At 67.8% G+C, this 20,148-nt stretch carries 3 protein-coding genes; all 3 read right to left on the reverse strand.

Annotated elements, in window-relative coordinates; all coding sequences use genetic code 11:
• Positions 1-121 precede the first annotated feature (121 nt).
• The 3 genes from HDA44_RS03205 to HDA44_RS38380 are packed head-to-tail and all read right to left on the reverse strand — an operon-like array spanning position 122 to position 20,042.
• A complete protein-coding gene (locus tag HDA44_RS03205) occupies positions 122-8,602 on the reverse strand; it encodes a LamG domain-containing protein (RefSeq protein ID WP_184831168.1) in 8,481 nt (2,826 codons plus the stop codon).
• 17 nt (positions 8,603-8,619) lie between these two features.
• Positions 8,620-18,414 carry a hypothetical protein gene (locus HDA44_RS03210; RefSeq protein WP_184831170.1) on the reverse strand — a complete coding sequence of 3,265 codons (9,795 nt, stop codon included), beginning with the start codon at positions 18,412-18,414 and terminating at the stop codon, positions 8,620-8,622.
• A complete protein-coding gene (locus tag HDA44_RS38380) occupies positions 18,411-20,042 on the reverse strand; it encodes a phospholipase D-like domain-containing protein (RefSeq protein ID WP_184831172.1) in 1,632 nt (543 codons plus the stop codon). Before HDA44_RS38380 ends, HDA44_RS03210 begins: the two co-directional genes overlap by 4 nt.
• Positions 20,043-20,148 lie beyond the last annotated feature (106 nt).

The following is a 20,148-nucleotide window of genomic DNA, read 5'->3' on the forward strand; positions in this document are numbered from 1 at the left end:
GAACCGGATCACTCGAGGGGAGTGAGGTAGCCGGCCAAGGCCTGGTTGAGTTCGGTGATCCAGCGTTTGAAGTCAACCGTATTGAACCTGCTCAGCTTCCCGGTTCTTGATGGCGTCGGCCTCAGAGGCTTGGCGGGATGTGGGTCGATCCGGTTTGGGTGAGTTTCTGGAGGGTGTACGCCTCGGCTCGGCCGGGGCGGGTGGAGTCGGTGAGGTGGAAGACCGCTCGGCGACGGACGACCTCGGTGCGGAGGTCGGCCGGGTTGACGAGCTCCACCCGTTCAGCCTCGGGGGCCCAGGCGAACCGGACGCATTCGACGGCCGTCTGGGTGCCCATCGTCTGTTCGCGGAGCAGCGCGTACGCCGCCTCGGTCGCGGGGATGACCGGGGCCTCGACGATGGCGATGTCGAGTTGTACAAGGGCCGGTTTCACCGGACCGTTGTCGACGTGCAGCAGCAGTCGTAGCCGCTCTCCGGGCGTGAACGAACCTACTTGGTCCAGCGCAAGCTCGTAGAGCTTCCCCGCTGTCAGCTGTTCAGGGCCGCCGGGTATGTCCCGAGGGGTCTGGTCCAGGTCGATCTGCTGCAGGGCCAGCGTGACCTGGGGAGCACCCGGAGGTGCGTCGTCCCAGTCGAAGCGGAGCGCCAGCGTACTGTCCGGGTTATACTCTCGGCGCTCGGCGGAGAGTGTGATGAGGCGCTGAGGGCTGGTCGCTCCCGCTTGCTGCGGGAACTGCACCGAGACGCTGGCATGTGCTGACGGCGAAGCCAGCCGCCGGTTGTACTCCGGGTCCTCGAAGTGCACATGTCGCGGCGACAAGGGCAGGTACGGCAGGGCCGGGTTGGCCACCCGCAGCGGGAACCGCAGGGTGTGGCTGTAGCCGTCGTGGTACGCCGGCGCCCCGGCCGGCACGAACTGCGCCTTGATCCGCGCCAGCGCCGTCGTGCCAGGTGCCACACCGGCAATCAAGTCCCGGGCGCTTGCACTGCCACCTGCCAAACCGAACTGGCGGATGAAGAACTTCTCCGTCTCAACGGTGTCGACGTCCGGCCCGGGCAGCGGCACACCGGCTGCACCAAGCTGAGCACGCAGCTGCGGAGTGAGCACCACTGTCGGGGGAGTGATGTCCGGCAGGGCGACTACCCGCCCATCGACCACTAGTTCCAGCGCCAGGCTCCAATCGTGGATGGTGCTTGGCTGCGGCTGCCCGGCGGCCAGTGTGACGCTCCCATCGACCCGATAGACGAACGTCAGCACGCCGTCCCAGTCCACCTCCAGCGCGTACCGCTCGACCGCGGCCAGCTGCAGCCGTAGGCGCTGCGCGGTTTGCCGGTACGTCGGTGCCTCCGGCGGATCACTGAACTCGGCCCGGAACGCCTCGTCGGCCGGGGACACCGTCACCAGTGCCGACCGCTCCGCGTCGAAGTGGCTCGCCCACGTCCGCAGTGCGATCTCTTGCCGCTCGTTGTCGTTGGCAGGCAAGGGGGCCGGCCGGGGCGCGCGGTGCTGCACCGGAAGCCCACCAGAGAGCAGCCCGAGCCCTTGCGGCCGCGGGTGCGCCCCATCCAGTACGACGCCGCTCTGGCGCAGCACATGGTTCCGTATGGTCAGGTACGCCCCTGCCCGCGCTCCGCTCATCAGATACCGCAGTCCACCTGGCAAAACCGGCTGCCACCGCGCCAGCCCGGCCGGTATCGCAGCCTGCTCGTCGGCCGGCTTCGGCAGCTCCGGCTGGTCGAACAGTGACTCGGTCAGCGCAGGCAGCGGCGGGTTCGGCGGCACCGGCAGCAGACTGCTGATCGCCGGCGCGCGGAACCGCTGTGGCAGACCGGCCGCGGGGCGATCGGTATGTAGCGCCGACCGGAACTGCACCGAACGCTGCAGGGTCTGCCACCACAGCGTCTGCCCTGCATCGCCAGGCACAGCAACCCCGCTGACTCCCTGCTGGCCTTCGGTGTACTGCAAGCTCATCCGCAGCGCACTGAGTCCCCAAGGCCAAGCGGGCTTGGTCAGCTGCAGGGGCTGTACGCCGATCGTCTGCGGCGGCGCCAGCTCGAAATCATGGGCAGCCGCTGGGATCGCAGCGATGTTGCACTGCCCCTCGCGATATCGCAGGTCACCCAAGCCCGGACGGATACGGAACAACCGCCTCGCCAATGGCGTCGCCGCGGCGACCCGCACCAGCGCAAAGGCGTACCCGGTGGTCAGCGCCGCCTCCTCAAGGTCATCGGCGCCGGTGTTGTCATTGATGGTCCGATAGCGCAGCACGGCGATCGGTGACTCCGGCGCGAGTAGTCGCTGCGACTGCACCGCCCAGCTCTGTGCCTCGGCCCGTAGGTCGATGGTGCCGTCGGTGCTCCACATCCGGGTCGCGACCGGTTGCAGCCCCGCCGTACCGGGCGCAAGACAGAGCAGCTCCACTAGCAGCAACCGGGTCTGCAACGGCGACGGACCAGTCGCCGGAACAAGCGGAGCAGGCCGCCACTGCAGTCCCAGGTACGGGCTGACGACCAGGTGCAACGGACGCGGGTTGGCGACGCCGTCGACAGCCAGCGGTGCTGGGATCAGCGTGGCTGCGGGATAGCGCCGCGGCCCCTCGGTGGTCGGCTGACCGATCAGGCCACTGCTTGCAATCAAGGCCGCAGCCAGCGTCCACCCGTACGGCGGAGCTCCCGCCGGAGCGACCGCACTCACGGACTGCGTCAGCAGCAGACTGTCCTCTCGCCACACCAGTCCGGCGTACGGCGACGGTTCGGCCAGCGCCGGCTGGTTGTCCGGCTGAGGTGGGTAGAACGGTCGCCGTGGATCGAATGCGCGCCGTAGGGCGGGCGACCGGCTGAGTCGGGCCGGTGTCTCGGGCAGTGCCGCCAGAATGCTTTGCAGCAGGGCTTCCTGCGGTTCGGCCGGCGGATTCTGGGTGCGGAACCAGCTCTCTTCCAGAGCCAGCGGATCGAGTCTGGCGAAGCTATGGCCGACGGCTGCGTCCAGACCGGCGAACGTGACGGTTCGTGCCGCGTTGTCGGCCCAGCCGGAGAGGGCGAGCGCCGGCGCGGGTAGAGCGGCGGCCGGAGCCGAGGTTCGCAGCCGGGCGATCAGCAACACCGGATCGATCTGCAACGGGCTCGTCGATTGGGCCAGGTCACGGGCGGTGTCCTGCAACCGGCCAACGAATGGCATGGTCAGCAACAGCCAACGCGGGTCAGTCGGATCACTCGGTGCGTAGTCCGCAGGGCTACTGAGCAACGCTCCTTGGCTGCCGGTCGGCAGGTACTGCAGTGTGGTGGCCGCACTCTCTGCCACAGGCACCAGTCCGACCATGTGGTCGGCACTCGCCTCAACCAGCAGGGTATCCTCCGGCAACGCATCGAGCGCCGCGCCGACGTCCGCGAGCAGTGTCGACAGTCCGGCGGCCAGATAGCCTCCGCTCACGGTGCCGAGCGCGCTGACGCCCTCTACTGGATCGGTGGTCTTGAGTGACCTCATGGCACGCAGGAGCTGCGCGGCCCGCTGAGGTGCGAGCAGCCGCACCTCCTGCACAGCCGTCCAGCGCGTCTCGCGACCCAGCGTGCCACCGTCCGCGGTCGGTGCTACCTCGACAAGCTGGTGCTCGACGACCGCCAGTGGCTGCCAGCTGTGCCCTTGGGCGAAGTTGAACAGCAACGGGCCGTCGGCACCGGTCAGAGAGGTTGCGGGTAACTCGTGCTGGTTCAAGAGCACGCGAATGGTGTGACGCAGGTGCGTCAGCGGTGGTGGTGCCGCCAGCCGCGCGGCGGGGAGAGTGATGCGCGCGTTCGCCATGTCGTAGTTGAGCTGCTGAGGCCACGAGACCAGGTTGGTCGCGGTCAGCATTCCGTTGAGCAGGAACGTCTCTTGCCACTCCGAACCTTGCAGGCGCGAGGTGTAACCGACCACCAGATCACCGCTGGACGAGCCGTACAGCTCCGCATTGCCGGCGGTGCGAGTCCGGTTGTCCTGCAGTGAGTGACCCCAGTGTGTGAAGAGCAGCGCCTCGACGAACGCAGCGGTGAGTTCGAGCTTCGGCAGCATGTCCGGCCGCGCGGTGGCTTGGAAGGACACTGTCGCGAAACCAGGCGCCGTACGCTCACCGAGCCCGGGCGTCTGCGCGTCTGCCAGCCGCATGCCGGGCAGGAACTGGAGACCGTCCGGAGCCGGCGCCGAGTAGCCGCTCCAGCCGAACTGCAGGGTGGTGTCGTCGGCGAGCGCCGCCGGCGAACCGTCGGGCAGCGTGGGTGCGAGGTCGAGGTCGCCGAACAGCTTCGCAGTGCCGATGCTGAAGCGATCGGCGCCGTTCGCCAGCAGGTTGACGTTCAGCGTACTCGCGAAGGCTTCGCCGCTGGCCGCGGCGGGCGCGACCGCCGAGCCCGCTCCGAAGCGCGCCGCGATCTCCTCGGCGCTCAAGGCACGGTTGTAGATCGCGAGCATCCGATAAGTGCCCGCCCAGCCGTGACCACCGGTGAGCTCGTTGCCGAGTGCGAGTTCGAACTGGTCACTCCAGGCGGCCAGGGTGCCGCCAACCGTCTGCTCCGCCTTCAGCTGCCCGTTCTGAAAGATCCGCATTCGGCCGTCCGCGGAGCGCGTCAACGCCAGGTGCATCAGGCCCGTGCCGACCGGACCGGCCGGCGTGACCAGATCCGGCTCACCTGCGGCGTCCGTGCTGCCGGTACGTACCCACGCGCCGATCGTGGACGAGTCCAGGACCAACGCCTTGTGCTGCTGCACCGTCACATTCCGGTGCCCGTCATCGGCTGCAATGGTGCAAATGGTGAAATCGCCGGCTGTCAGCAAACCCGCGACCGGCTTCACCCACGCCTCGATGCTGAGCTCGCTGCTCGACTCGACCGCGCTGATGAGCTTCGCCGCCGGACCTCCGGAGCGGACGAGTTTCCCACCGGCCAGCGTCAGCCCGTCGGTGGTCCAGGTCATGCCCTGCGTCGTCCCGCCGGCCAGGTTCAGCGGGTCCCCGACTCCCGAGGTGTCGCGGACCACGGCGCCGCTGCCCTCGTTGAAGCGGTAGAGCGCCTGCAGTCCGGTCGGCGGCCGGCCGATTTGTACGGCGAGGGTCAGCTCAAGTGTGTGCAGACCGCCGGGCAGATCGAGGTGGAGCGCTACCTGCCGCGGCGTGATCGGATCCGTACCCGTTGCCCCAGGCAACGTGAACGGCGGTGTCACCGGGTTCGGGAAGCTGATCGGCGGTAGGTCGACCGCCCACTCGACCTGGAAGAGGTGGAACGACAGCCGCACCTGCTGAACGGTCAGCCCGGCGCCATCGGAGGTCAGCGCGACGCCACCGACGCGCAGCCGCGGCGCGTCCCCGGCCTCGCCCGCGGTGGTCGCCAGCGGCCACTCGAGTGGAGCCCCCACGAGGCTGACGGCGCTCAGGCTCAGCGCCGTACCGGACCCGGAGAAGGTCAGCCGCACGCAGTTGCTCAGCTCGGTCTGCTCGTCGTCGGAGCCCGCGACCGGAAGCTGCAGCCGCCCGATCACGTCGACCGCCGAGACCCCGTCCCCGGCGAAGGTGACGTTGTCCAGTACCAGCGGGAAGAACTGCAGGCCGAAGAGGTCAAGCGCGGACACCGGCTCGTCCGGATCGTCCGTGAGCGGCCGCAAGCGCCACTCGTACCCCGTGCGGTGTTCGTACTCCGTACTGCGCGCCTCGGGATCGTTGCTGTCCAGGTCGAGCTCGACCGCCTTGGGCGAACGTGCAGCGGCCTTGCTGAAGGCGGTTCCCTGTGCCGGCAAGTCACGGAACCAGAGCTGCCATGTCTCCGCCGCATGGCCGAGGGCGAGCGGCACCCGGCTAGTGGTCAGCTGCACGTCGCCCGCTACCGGATGGCTCAGCGGAGTCCTGATCAGGTTGGACGTGCTCTGGCTGGCGCCCCGCGCCAGTCCACGCTGGTCGGTGTAGCCGTTCGCTCCGGCGCGCGCGGCCATGCTGCCTGCGGTCAGCTGGTACTGCGCTGGGTCCGGCGGAGCGTCTGCCGGTAGCCGGCGGAGTCCGTCCGCGCCGTCGACGAACTTGCCGTCGATCCCGGTCAGTGCGGCTTCACCCGTCAGGGAGAGGGGAGCACTGGCGGCTGGGTCGGTGTTGTCCAGGACCACCTCTCCGGGATAGCCGTCGAGGTTGAGTGTGGCGCGGACTGGCCAGGTGCGGGTCGAGGTCAGGTGTTGCAGCACTGTCTTACCGGACTGCTGTCCGAACGCCGCCACGCTGTCGGCCGCCGCCAGTCCGGCACGCTCCGCGAGCGTACGCCAGTGGTCGGCGTAGTCCGTGCGAGTGAGCGGACGCGGCGGCTCGGGTGCCGCGGCGTCCGGCAGTGGTGAGCTCTCCCGAGGGTCCGTGGGGATTCGGGGTAGCTGCGCGAGTGCCTGCACCTCGTCGGTGTACGGCAGGTCGTAGCGGTACTGAATCGGCAGACCGAGACCGGAGTCGTTCTGCGGGCTTGCGGACTCGGGCCGCGGGTCGAGAACCAGACCAGGCAGAGACAGCGCCGCGAGCGGTAGGTCGAACAGCTCGTCCTCGCCGCTACCGATCCACTCACGAGCAGGTGCGGCGCCACCGGCGTACCGCGGCCAACCCGCTGCACTGCCTGCTGCGAACCGCCAGTTGTCGGGCAGGTCCACGCCGTCCTGACGAGACACAGGCAGCTCGAACGGGACCAACTGGCGGCTCGCGATCGGCACGTTCGGTGGGCTGACGCTCTGAGTCAGCGCGAGTGCCTGCACCATCGGCAGTGTCGGGTGGCGTCGCCAGACCAGCGGCAGCGCGGTACTGATGGTGTCCGGCCGCAGTACACCGCTGGTGATGAAAGACCGGAGCAGGACGGAGTCAACGCCGTACTGGAACGCCCAGGCAGCAAGGGATGCAGAGGGAGCCGGTGTACTCCGGTAGCTGAAGCTGATCGTGTCAAAGGCCAGTCGGATCAGGGGCGCGAACAACTCGCGTCCGGTGACGGTCCTCAGCGGCTGGGACGTCAGACCGCCGACCCAGTCGTCGAAGTCCGGCAAGGCGTCCTGCGCCGAGGGGGCCTCGGTGCTCAGCCAGAACAGACCGTTGAGTGCCACCTCCGGTGCGTCCAGCCTCAGGTCGACCGACTGCAGCTGGTACTCCGTGCCGTTCGGACCGAGCACCCAGCTCGCGGTCAGTCGTTGGGCGGCGGCGATGGTGAGACTCCACGGCTGCTCGCCGGGGACCTGCTCGGCCACTGCCGGGTCGTCGTTGCCGAAGCTGACCGCACCACGCAGCAGGTTGTCGGGGACCTCCGCAGGCTCCGCGCGAGCCACACCGGCATCCAGATAGACCTGTTCGGACAAGTTGGGGAGCGGGAGCTGTGCCCAGCCGTCGTCGAGGGGTGTGAACCCCCAGAGCAGTGCCGGTTCGACGGGGCTGCCCGGGGCGTTCCAGGACGGCTCGGGCTCGTGCAAGGTGGCACGGAGCCGGCGCGCGGTGTCGTTCGGGTCGAAGGCGAGTGTGGTGGCAGCCAGGGTGACCGTCTCGTTCCAGCCGGAGGTGTCGCGATCGGCCTGGTAGGTCAGCGTGGAACCGGCAGGGGAGTCACCGCCCGAGACATCCACCCGCAGTGTGGTCCCATCGACCGACAGTCGCACAGCGGCCGGAGCGATGCGTGCGAGTGTGTCCGGCTGAGCGGCCGGGTCATAGGGCTGCCGGTCGCTCAACAGCACGCTGAAGGCGTCACCCGCAAAGCTGATCGGGCGCGTACCGGGCTGCTCTTGCCAGGGCGCGATCTCCCAGTACAGGCGTGGCACCGCCAGCGGGTCGGCGAGCTCCAGGGTCGCCCACTGCGGAGTCGGCGGTGGTACGAGCAGGCCGTTCAGCGGGTTGTTCGGATTGAGGTAGCGGTTCAGCCGGCGCCAGGAATCGATGAGCGCAGTGCCCTCACCGTCGGTCAACCGTTCGACCTCAACCGACATCCGGTACTGAGGTACGGCGGACGGGAAGACCCGGGCAACCTGGAACACAGCCTTGACCGGCGCGGTGTCCCACAGCAAGCGGATCTGCCCGTACGCCGAGATTCCCGACGCGTGCACGGACAGGGCCCCCAGCAGCCTCGCCGCACCGGACCGCCCGCTGATCGGCGCCGTGGCGAGTCCCAAGGCGGTGTAGAGCTTCCCGGTGGCGTTGACCTGGGCGGTCAGCGGATCGAGGACGATCTCGCCGCCCAGGCAGGTGAAGGTCGGGAGCCGGCCGATGATGCTTGTCGGCCAGCCGTCCGCAGGGGCTTGCAGCAGTAGCAGACTGGCCGTGCCGGCGTTGATTGCCGCCCGGATAGCCGCAGGTGCGAGCCTCCCGTCAGGTTTCGTACCGGTAGTGCGTTTCCATACGTACTGCGGCGTGCTGCCGTCGGTCGGGTTGATCGTGACGCTGGTGACGTAGACCAGAGCCAGTAGCGACCCCGGCGCGAGCACGTTGTTCTCACCGGCCACCTGGCGCGGCGTCGTGTCGACGTACAGCGTGCGGAAGGCCAGGTTGACGACCGGGTCCGCCAGCCGGATCACCTCGGCCTCGGCGGTCCAGAACGGGCCCGCGATGCGTACCTTGGGCAGCTCGGGGAGTTTCGCCATCGCCTGCTCCTGGTCAGCTAGATGTTCGCGGGATCGATCGGCCGAGGCTCGCTCGGTACGGCGCTGCCGCGGCGTGCCCGGATCACCAGGTCCCGCCCGCGCATTCCGCTGCCCTGGCTGGTCCGGTGCAGCCGCCGCAAGGCGCGCTGGTCGGGCCGGCCCGGGTACCGAGTGGCGAGCGCCGCCGGATCGGTGGCGCGCATCATGCCGTGGTAACGCATCAGCACCGAACCGATCAGCAGCCCTTCGGCCACCACCCCGGTCAGCGCGCTCTGCAGCGGTCGCACCGGTACGGTGAACGGAACCGTGATCACGGCGTCCTGCGCCTGGTTCGGGTCCTGCACCGCGACGATCAGCGCCTCGACCGCTTCCTTGAACTCCCCGAAGTGCGCCCAGCGCCGTAGTGCCTCCATGTCCGCGGGACTCATCGCACCGTTCCACCCCAGCGACACATACGCCGTACCGGCCGCGTTGCGTGCGAGCTGCACCTTGCTCTGAAGCTCGTCCGGGATTTGGTCCGGCCCAACCGGGATCTCCACTCGCGTCACCGTGTCGGGAGCCGCACCGGTCGCCTGAGTGACGATTTTCGCGATCGCTCCGGTGAAGTCGCTGTCACCCGGCAGTTGCAGCAGCAGTGCTGCCGCAGCGTCCGAAGGTCCTTCCCAGAGCAGCGTCATGGTCTGCGTGGGCAAGAAGTCGATCAGCCCGTCGAACCCATTGGGCAGGTCCGCAGTGGCCGCACTGACCGGTTCAGTGACGTACCAGTTCTCGAACAACTGCTGGATCTTCGCGGCATCTGGAGCCTGCAGCTGCGCAACCAGAGCATCCCGGTCGGCCTTCGTCATCACTCCGGCAAACAGCAGCCGCCCTTGTGGGTCGATGGAGACCCGGTTGCGTGTGTCCGGTGGCAGGTTCGCGGTGGAGTAGGTGGTACTCAGCTGCTCCTCGGTCACCTGAACCAGGTCTACTGTCAACGGGAAGTCGCCAAGTACGCCGGTCGGCGGCAGCAGAGTGGTCTGTGCAACCAGGAACCGCTTGCCCAGCTGCCGATGCGTGAACTTCCGCGCCACCGCGTCGTAGAAGCACTCCGCCTGCACTTCGATGTTGCCGCTGAACAGCTCCACGATCTGATACACGACCTCCGGGTCCGGTAACGCGCTCAGCTTGCGCGCGGTCGCCGTACCGGCAGCCGGATCAGGTACCTCACCCGGCCAGCGCTGCTGCGCATCGTCGGGCAGGCTGTCCCAGAACCGGCGCAACGGGATGGTGATACTGCGCGCGCGGGTGTCGTGGCTCAGCTCACCGGGCGACCCCTCCGGGAACGGTGGCATCCGTTGCCAGTCGACGTCCGCCCCGGTCACGGTTGCCTGCGGCAACGGCGAACGGTACGTCAGGTCGCGCTGGGTCACGCTGTTGATCGGAGAGACCGTGTTGTCCGTCTGGGCGATCAGCAGTAACCGGTGGTCGTAGTAGAAGGGCAAAGCTCGCCACTGCAGGGCGACCACGCCCTGCGAGAAGTTCCCGACCCGCTCGGGCAGGTCGAGTCCGCGCAGTTCGTCGAGCTCGTCCGTGCTGTCGAGTGCCAGGTGATCCGGTTCGCTCGGTAGCTCGGCAGGGATTCCCGGATATTCGCCTTCGACCAGTCGTACTGGCAGTTGGAGCTGGTGATCGGTGGCGAAGTCGAGCAGCCAGTAGTACCAACTCGCATAGCCGAAGCGGCGGAGCAAGCTGAAGGCGATTTGTCGGAAGGTGAGCTGCCGGACCAGAGTCTGGTTCCGCTCCGTCAGTGCCTGTTCGTGGTGCTGGGCGACGATCACTTCCCACAGGGCACCCGGGGCCGGCGGGTGCGCCGGAGTTGCTGCCTCGTCGAGCCGGCGGGAACTGAGGACCAGGGGCGCGTCGACGGCCTGCGTACGGTCGATGACCACGTCGAGCCCGCCCGCGGCCGGGTCCACCGTGACGACCGGAGTGTCGATCTCGGTGGCCGCGCGGCCGGGGAACAGAGTGGGTGAACGCCGAAGGCTCTGCCAGAGCAGGTCGTAGCGGCCGTAGGGCTGCAGGTAGTAGCGCAGTGTGTGGGCCCAGCGATCTTCGAGCAGCTGCGTGTAGGTCAGCCGCCCACCGTCGTCCGGTGTGGCGACCGCAGGCGATCCGGCCCGTGGGTACGCCGTTGCCGCCCACGGTCCGGCTCCGGTCTCGCCAAGCCCGTCCGCGCCCGCGGCGATCGCACCGCTGGCGTCGAAGAAGCGTGCTGTCCACCCGAGGACGTCAGGCAGGACCTGACCGATCTCCGTCTCGCCCGTGGGGACGGTGACCTTGCTGGGCTCCTTCGGGTCGGTGCTGTTCAGCGTCTCCAGGTAGTACTTGAGTCGGAGCCACTGTGTGTTCTCGGGAGTGGTGCTGTCGGCAAACGCTGTGGCCAGCGCTCCGGTCGCGACGGCGAAGTGGTTGGTGCGTTCGTCGGTTGGGCCGAAGTCGTCGATCTGCAGAGTGCCGGCCAAGCCCCCAGCAGCCTGCAGGTCGGCCGCAGCCAACGAAGGGCGCAGCAATTCGAGCTGGTCGGCGCTGAGCATGGTGCTCGCAGTCAGTACCTTGAGCTGTCCGTCGTAGCTGAGCAGCGGCTTGATCGCGTCGGCGAACGGCTGCGGATCCACGGTCAGCTTGGCCGACGGACGTACCTCGATCGTTGCGGGCAGGTCCGCTCCGCGGAGGAACAGCGCGGCTTCGCCGTTGAGCGGCAGCCTGATCACCTGGGAGATGTTCGGCTGTGCCGCAAGCTCCCGCTGGCCGGCGCCACTGTCGGGCCGATTTACCACGCTGCAAGGCTCCGTGACGCTGAAGCGCACCTCGACATCGGTGTTCGAGCGTCCGGTGATGGTGACGGCTCGGTACCGCAGGCGCTGCCGGACGGTCGGTCGCAGACTGATCTGGACCAGCGCGAGGAGGTCATCGGTCTCAGCCGGGCGGTCACTCAGCTGGACGCTGCGGCCCGGCTGGAACAGCAGCTCGACATGGAGATGACGACGTACAGCGGCGTAGGCCGCGGCATCCGGGTCCGTACTGTCTGCCAGTTTGGCCAGAAGATCCTGCAGCAGCTCCGCCAGCCTCGGTCCCTGCAGTGTGCCCGTCACCGGGTCGTGGAGGCTGAATGTCACAGCCAGACCGAGACGCTGCAGCACACCCCAGCCATACCGATCGGCTTCGGGCGGGCAGCTGGCCTGGAAGTCGGCAAGGTTGTTCGGCAGCGTCGGCGGGCTGACTTGCAGTGCGGCCGCATAGCCGTTCGACAACAAGCCCTGTCCGTCGACGACGCTGCCGGGCCGCAGTGCCCGCAGCCGGTCCACGACGCGTTCGAGCAATGGATGAACGGCCGTCGTCCGCACCCCAGCAGGCTGAGTGACGCCCGGCCACTCCGGCCACTCCAGATACGAGTCCTGCCACGAGTACCAGGGACCACGTTCCTCCTGGATGCCTTGCGCCGCGGGATCCGGCTGGCGGCGGCGCTGGATCGCACCGGGGTACCAGGCTTCCCACTGGCTGGTGTTCAAGGTGTCCCCAGGCATCAGCGGGAGGTCGTCGGCGGGGAGCATCTGGACCTCTTGCAGCAGCCGCAGTTCCGCGGCCAGCCGGGCACCGTTGGCAAAGGTGTCCGTGGTGGCAGCGTCGATGTTCAGCTCGTACAGCCGGAACCCGGCGTTCAGATCGAGTGGGTACGCCGCGGATCCGCTCGGACCCTGGTTCCAGCGAAATCGGATCGCCCGGATCCCCAGCGGATGCGGCCGGAACCCGATAGTCCCGGCGACATCACCGGTGAAGACGAAGGGCGCCGTGCCGGTCCCGAGCGGCATCGGGGTGTGCGCCGTTCCTGGCTCGGCCCGCTCGTCCTCGGGCTGCACTACAGCGAAACTGGTCGGACGCGGCAGCCACTCCAGCTCGGCCGGCCGACGCTCCTCGCGCGGGTTGCCCGACGCCTCGACGTGATCGGTCGGCGCTGCCGATGTCGGCGGGGTCGCGACGGCCTCGGCCGCGAGCAGGAGCTGCACCGGAGCGAGCGCCGACGGTACGTCCCGGTCGGAGATCGTCTGGAAGAACACCCGCCAGGCCTCCGGACGCCACGCACCCGTCGGCAGCACACCCTTCTCGCGCAGTACGTCGATCGGGATCACCGCGGCGCGCGCACCAGGCGGTCCGAGCACCTGCTCCAGGTCGATCTTGATGTCGGTGGGCAGCGGGCGCGCGTTCGACGTCGGCAAACCGGCCGTGCGCCCGCGCTGCGTCGTGCTGTCCAGACCGTAGGAGCCGATCGGGACTGTGCTCTCGCGCCGGAAGATCAACCGGTACGTACGGATCGGAACCGACGGTCCGTTCTCGCGAGCCGGCTCGGTCCACTCCACGGAGACCTGCCGCGGGGGCAGTACCTGTGGTGTCGACGCGCTACCGGTGGGCTCCAGGTCGGACGGCGCGATGCTGTAGCTCACGGTGAGATCACCGTCGACCGGAACCGCGGGCGGGGTGTTCGGGTAGCGCGTGGCGATCAGAGTCAACGGGCGTCCAGCGGTACCGGAATAGTCGACCGGGGTGATGGTGTAGACGTAGCTACGTCCCTCCCGTGGCAGTGCCGCACGGTCCTCGGCGGTGTCGGGGAAGTGATCGACCACCTGGAAGCGGGGCTGCAGTATCGAGAGCGTGTCGACGCCCTCGGTCGTCTCGCGGTGCAGGACCTTGATCGGTTTCACCGTGGTGGTGTGCTCGGCCTCGTCCCCGTTGAGCGACCGGCGTCGTACGAGGTAGTGCGCAAGGTGATGGTCGGGGTCGTTCTGGACCCGGGTCATCCCTGTCCCGGCTGGACGCTGCCAGGTCAGCTCCCAGGTCAGCGCGATGGTGCCGGCGTCGTTGTACTGACGCACCTGCTCGAACTCGGGTGAGAACAGGCTGAACTGCGACTGCGCGACATTGAACGTGCGGACGTCCGCACTCGTCGTACCAGGAGCCGTCGCCTCGGGGCGCTCGCGCTGACTGATCGACGGCTGCGCGGCGCGGTCGTCGGCGACACGGTCGAGCCAGGCGGGGAGCCGGTTGCCGGTGGGTCGTACCGCGAACACCAGCCCCATGCTGAAAGCCACGGAGCTCTTCACCAACTCGTCGCGGGCCTGCTGGTTGTTCTCCGCATGGAACGCGCGCAGGTCGGAGATGACGTCGTGGATGATCACCCCACGCAACTGATGCGCCTGCTGGTTGCCCTGGGTCGGACTGACCGTTCCGGGGTCGCCGTCGGAACCGGCCAGCCCATCGCCGGAGTAGATCGATGTTGCCGGGTCGAAGGACTTCTCGAGCAGTTGCTCGTAGAGCTCATCGGGGTCGCGCTTGAGGAAGGGCGAGCCGTTGAACTGCTCGTACGCACCTCGGACGGCTGCTTCGAACGAACTGTCCGTCGGGTTCCGCACCCGCGGGTCAGTCACCGCGGTCCGGTCGACCGGTAGCGCCTCCGGGTCACCGACCGGATGTGCGACCGCGATGTCGCCTGCTCCCACGTAGACCTGCTTGAAGGCGTTGCCGACGTGCTGCGCCAGGCTGAGTCCATCGTTCAAGGGGTCAGGTGCACTCGGTTGCCCAGTGACCGGGTTGACGATGCGGCGCTCGGACGACCCTTTGTAGACGCGCGCGGCCCAGTCGACCGCCCAGGTGATGGGCTGACCGGCGTTCACCGCCGCGGTCACGTCGATGAACCCCGCATTCGGCAGCGGCTCGAAGTGCCGCAGCGTGTAGGTCTCCGCCGCGGCCGGTGCCGGTACCCGCAGCGCGAAGTCCTTTGTGACCACGGTGCCCTCGGCAGGCGGTGGCGGCAGGAAGCCCACCTCTGGCTGGGCAACTGGGAAGCCGTCGACGATTACGAGCTTCCCGTCGGCGTCACGAAGCAGCCGCTCCGCTTGCGGCAGCAGGACGAAGTAGATCTGTCCCTCGGCGTCCCAGCTCGGTGCCTCCCGCAGTACCAAGACCGAGTAGCCGGGCACGTGAAAGGCATCGACTACAGGCTCGGCGATCATGGGCACGGCACCAGCGAACGCCCGTACGGGGGTCCCTGCGCTCTCGGTCCCGGGGATCGGCTCGACCTCGGTTGCTTCCAGCCCCAGCGACAGGAACTCTTTGGTCCGGTCGAAGGCGGCCTGGACGTTGTCCTCCTGGAACGCCACCTTGACCGTAGCCTGCAGGCTGTGGCCGCAGCAGGAGACACCCACGGTCCCGACACCGCGGACGCCCGGAATGCTCAGGCCCTTCACGCCGATCTCAAGGCCCGCGCTGAACGTGATCTCGAGGCTGAAGCTGAACGACAGCCGGATCGTGGTGAAGACCAGCGGGATCTTGATCCAGAACTCGATCGAGAAGCTGACCTGTACCTCCAGCCCGATTCCGCCGTACACGGCCGAGTTGTCCAGCGGATCGCGGAAGTCGATCACGCCGATGTAGCGCGCCCCGAAGGCGACCCGGGCCGTCGCGCTGATCCGCATCCCGATCAGCCCGAGGTCGACCCCGGCGCTCAGCTCCAGCCGGCCGCGGGCCAGGAAACTGGTGCCGAGCACCAGCTCGGTGGTCGAGACCCGGAAGATGAACCCACCCTCGACCTCCACCGCCAGCGGTCCGAGCGTGGTGTGCCAACGCAGCATGTTCGGCCAGCCGAGCTCGTAGTGGAACAGGCCGGGCTCGATCAGCAGCGTGGCCGAGAAGCGGCTGTTGCCGATCGCGTCGCGGACGAAGTCGGGCAGCGGCGGGTGCACGCCCGGCTTGCCGCCCTCCGGCTTCGAGACATGCGCGAGGAATCGCTTCTGCCGCGGCGACAGCAGGACGAACCCGCTCAGGATCGGGTTGTCGCGGGCGCCGTCCTTGTTGATGACGTAGTCGTTGTAGTTGGTGTTGAACCAGCCCCGTACCGACATGAAGAAGGTCAGGTCACTGCGGAACGCGATGATCGCGTCGACCAGGAAGATGCAGGCGAGATCCGCCTCGGCGAACTGCTCGTAGCGCAGCGGCGACGCCGACGCCGACGTCTGCGAGATCATCGCGCGCAGCACGATCGTCCAGCGCGGATCCTGACCGGCGTCCTCCAGATCCACTGCCCAGCGGTCGCGTTTGGACAGCTCGCCCTGGGTTCTGGACAGCCCTTCGAGCGTCTTGAGCAGCTTCTTCACATCGTTCTCGGCATCGGCGGCCTTGATCGCGGCGATCGTGAACCGGTACCCGAAGCCCAGGCCGATCTCGCGCAGATAGATCTGCACGACCGGAATCATGAAGCTGACCTGACGGATCTCGAGGTAGATGAACCAGGCCCGCAACCACGGCTGCCCCGGCCCGCGCCGGACCCGGAGGAATCCGAAGCTCGCGGCGATCGTCGGCAGGCCCTGGATCTGGACGACGCCCTCGCCGATCAGACCCGTCTGGTCGGGCTCGTCGACGAAGTCGACCACGCCGCTCAGCTTGAACGCCGCGCCGAGCGCCAGGTTCACCGCCAGCCGGGTGAAGTGCAGCCGCGGCACGAACTCACCCGGTGCCGGCAGACCGATGAACAACTGGTGGTAGTCGGGCCGCGAATCCGGCGTGTCTCCCGGACCTTGCGCGAACCTCAGCTGACCGGTCACCTGCATCGCGCCGTCACCGTCGAAGAACTCGCACTGCGGTACGAACCCGATCGCGCGCAGCTCCATCTCGAAACACCCGAGGAAGCTGAACGTCACCGGCTTCGGCAGCTCGATCAGGAACTTCACGTGTTTCGCGATCACCGACGCGTCCCCGGTGAGCGGGCACTGGACCAGATCGATCCGTACCTTGCCCAGCAAGGCCAACGGCCCATCGGCGTCGTCACCCGGCGCCGGCGTGAACTGCGCGGAACCTGTGACGGTGAAGTACAAGTGGAAGGCGCCGTCGTCGACGAACCGTAGCCCGAGCGCGTCGACCGAGAACTGGAACCGGGTGCCCTTGCAGTCGAGCAGCTTGTTGCCCCGCAGATTCGCGGCGCCCTGTACCAGCGTCAGATTCCCGCCGTCGCGCTGCGCGAACTGCAGCGCGATATCGGCCGTGGCATCACCCACCAGATCAGGCGGCAGCGGGCCGGACCCGGCGATCGTGAAGTCCGCGATCCGGTTCTCCCGAATCGTGAACCCGCTGTCGGTGAAGCGGAACCGGGTCCGCAACCCGTTCAGCCGGGCAGGCCGATCGGTCACCTTGGCCGCCAGGTTCACACCCTTGGGCGTCAGCGCGAAGTCCGTCACGCTGAAGGTGATCGGCTCCTCGCTGGCCCGCGTGAAGTCCAGCTCCAGAACGGCGCCGCCGGGCTGCTGGACCTGGTAGTTGTAGTCCTTCGTGGCGATCGTGAAGTAGTGGAAGGTCCCGTCGCCGAGATCCTTGCCCTTGAACCGCCACCGCATCCCGAACAGCTCCGGGAACTCCCGCTCGGCCTGCTTCGACCGCAGCTGGATCCCTTGCTCGTGATCGACCTTCAGCGCAAACGTGCCGAGATCGAACGTCAGCCGGCAGAGCAGGTCGAAGCTCAAACTCAGCACCTTCAGCCGGATGCCGATGTCGAAACTCACCGCACCCTGCGGCAGGGTGATCGGGAGCCCGTCGAGCGGTGTGTTGGTGTAGAGCTGCAGGAACTGTCCGTCGTCCCCACCACCCTGCTTCAGGAAGGGCAGGGTGAAGTCGCCCGAGTCGAGGTTGACACTGAGCGACGCGGTCCAGCCGTCGTGCAAGTCAGTTGGGTCGTAGACCGTCGGCGTACAGTCGTCCGGCGCGAGCGGCGGAATCGGCGTACTGAGCTCCTGGAAGAAGCCGGGTAGCTTCGGCGCCCCGAGTGTCACATCCAGCAGCACCAGACTGCGCGTCGTACCCGGTGGCTTCAGCTGCACGGCGAACAAGGGTTTGTCCGGCGGTTGTGGCGGCTCGTCGTTGTGCAGCTCTCGATCACCATCCCGCCCCCACGCGAACGTAGTGCCCGCCGTGAGCGGATCGCTCCCGGTCAACGTGACCACGAACGCGGCCCGCGGCCCCATCAGCAACAGGGAGAAGCGACCCGAAGCCGGCACGCTCACGCTCAACCCGGGCAGCGAGAACGACGCCCCCGGCGAAGCCGCTTGCCAGTCCGCCCGGACCTCTTCGATCCCGTCGCCGATGATCATCCGGAGGGTGATCTGCTGATCCCCGGCCGGGCTCCGGTCGCCGAGGTTCGGTATCAGCTGCCCCAGCAGCCGGTTCAGTCCACCAGTCCACTGCAACACCAGACACGCCTTGCCGCCCTCGCGGTGGAAGCCCACCGAGGCGCCGTCGACGATGGCGCCGGTAGCGCCGATCTGCACCGGATACGGCAGCTGGGCGGTGAAAGGCGAGTCGAAGGAGATCCCGTCCGCGCTGGCACTCACATCCAGCTTCGGTACGCCGATTTCGACGTACTGACGACTGGGATCCGGCTCGTAACCTCCGTCGACCTTGCGCATCGGCCGCAGCAACTCCGGCCCGAACCGCAGCGCTACCGGCGCATCGGTCACCTTGAGAACCGTCTGCGGGTAGATGTCGAGCTCCAGGCCGATTCCGTCGGCGTCAGGGCTCCGCTGCAGTACGAGGCTGACCGCGTTCAGGCCGGGCATCGCCAGGACCAGGTCCTGCTCCAGGAGCAGGTGCGTGACGAGCCGTTCCTCGTTGGGCGTGGCAACGGTTTCCGGCGGCTCGATCCAGATGTGGGCGAGGACGGCCGGGTCGGGCGGTTCCGGCAAGAACGACGGCCACTTCGTACCGAGGTAGTCCTTGAGGGTCACGAAGATGTTCATGACCGGCAACCTCCCCAGGGCTTGGTCGAGTCGACGTCGTAGTAGCGGTCGTACTTCTCCTGTTCCTCGTCGGCGAGCGTCGTCGGCGTGGGGAACTCGACCGTTGTAATGCTGGGCGGCAAGAGGACTCCGCTGCCTGGTACGCCCCACCCGGGGTTCCACACGTTGAGCGCCTTCTCGATGTCGGCGATCTTCCCTTCGTCGGCGCTGCCGAGGCGGAAGGCGTCGGCCCAGAGCTTCACCCGGTACTGCCGCACCAGCAGGTCTTCGTCGTCGAGGAACGCCACGGAGTGCTCGATGTCGGTGTACAGACTGCGCCGGGTGAAATTGGCCGACCCGATGATCGCCCACTGGTCGTCGACGATGGTGCTCTTCGTGTGCACCACCACGTCACGGGAGAACATCATCACCTGGGTGCGCTGCCCCGAAGTCATCCCCTTCAGCAATCCTTGGGACAGTGCGGCCAGCCCGTACGGCGGGTACTTCGGGTCGGTCGGATCGGCAATCCCGGCGACCAGAACCACGGTGAGGGCGGGCTTACGCTGAATGGTGTCCCGCAGCGCCGACATCAGCTCGATCGACCAGAACGCCTGGTCCTCGACGTAGATGAAGCGCTCGGCCGCCTTGATCGCCTTCAGCCACGCACAGCGGATCTCGAACAGACCGTCCTGGGCCCACGAGATCCTGTCGTTCTCGGGAAACTGGTTGAAGGTCGTGTAGTGGAACTGGGGCAAGGTGCGCAGTGACTGGACCCGATGTTTGCCGGGCGCCGTGGTCGGCAAGGAGCGCGCGGCCAGCTCCGGCGTACCGAGGGTGTGGCTCGGGAGGTTCGCCGTCCCGAGGCTGAACGGCCGGATCTTTCGAACTCTGATCTCGTTCCACATGTCCCGGAAGTAGTCGTGCAGCGCCTGCACCGCCGGACCCTCGACTCGCGCCTGCACGTCGTGCCACTGCCGGGTGGGGTGCGGCGCAAGACCGTGCCGATCGCCGGCGAAATCCAGCCCACCGGTGTACCCGATCGCGCCGCTGTCGCTCCCGACGATCACCAGCTTGGTGTGCGCGGCGCCCGCGGAGTGCGTCAGGATGTTCACCCAGACCTTGTCCGCGAGCGTCGGCTCGGTGCGCAGATCCTTGATGGCGGCCAAGGTGCCGATATTGGTGCTGCGGACCGAGATCAGCCCGCCCTGCACCGCCCTGGCCTGGTTGAAATTGTTGGCCATGATGGCAAACGAGGCCCAGCCCAGGACCCGGACGTCGACCCCGGCCCGCGCCTTGGCCTTCAGCAAGTCGGTCATCAGCGCCGCGGCCGCGGGTCCGTCGAGTGAGAACGGCTTGTCCAGCTCGACCGCCGGTACGGTCACGCCCGACCCGCCCGGAGCCGGGTCGACCTTCCCGCCGACCAGGTGCAGCCACCAGCCGGTGAGGTAGATGAACTGCTTCTTGTTCTCTTCCGGCGTGCCACGACCCAAGAGGTCGAGCTGTGCCTTGAGATCGTTGAAGTAGGTGGTGCCGTCGATCAGCGGCGTGATCTTGTTACCGGCCGACGTAAGCGGCATCGGTTGGGACGGGAGCACCACGTCCTCGGGCTGGACGAAGTATTTCTTGATCAGCGCATCGATGTCCGCCACCGGATAGCCCCCCAGCTATGCACAGCACCCCGGACCGGACATGGGCGATCCGGCCATCACCCACAGGATTGCACACGCGACACAGCGTGACAATGGCCTGTCAGTT

This window comes from Kribbella solani, assembly GCF_014205295.1.
Classification (GTDB): domain Bacteria; phylum Actinomycetota; class Actinomycetes; order Propionibacteriales; family Kribbellaceae; genus Kribbella; species Kribbella solani.

Coding starts and splice junctions, on each gene's coding strand:
- HDA44_RS03205 (WP_184831168.1), bottom strand. CDS start 8,602: ATGGCGAAACTCCCCGAGCTGCCCAAGGTACGCATCGCGGGCCCGTTC.
- HDA44_RS03210 (WP_184831170.1), bottom strand. CDS start 18,414: ATGAACATCTTCGTGACCCTCAAGGACTACCTCGGTACGAAGTGGCCG.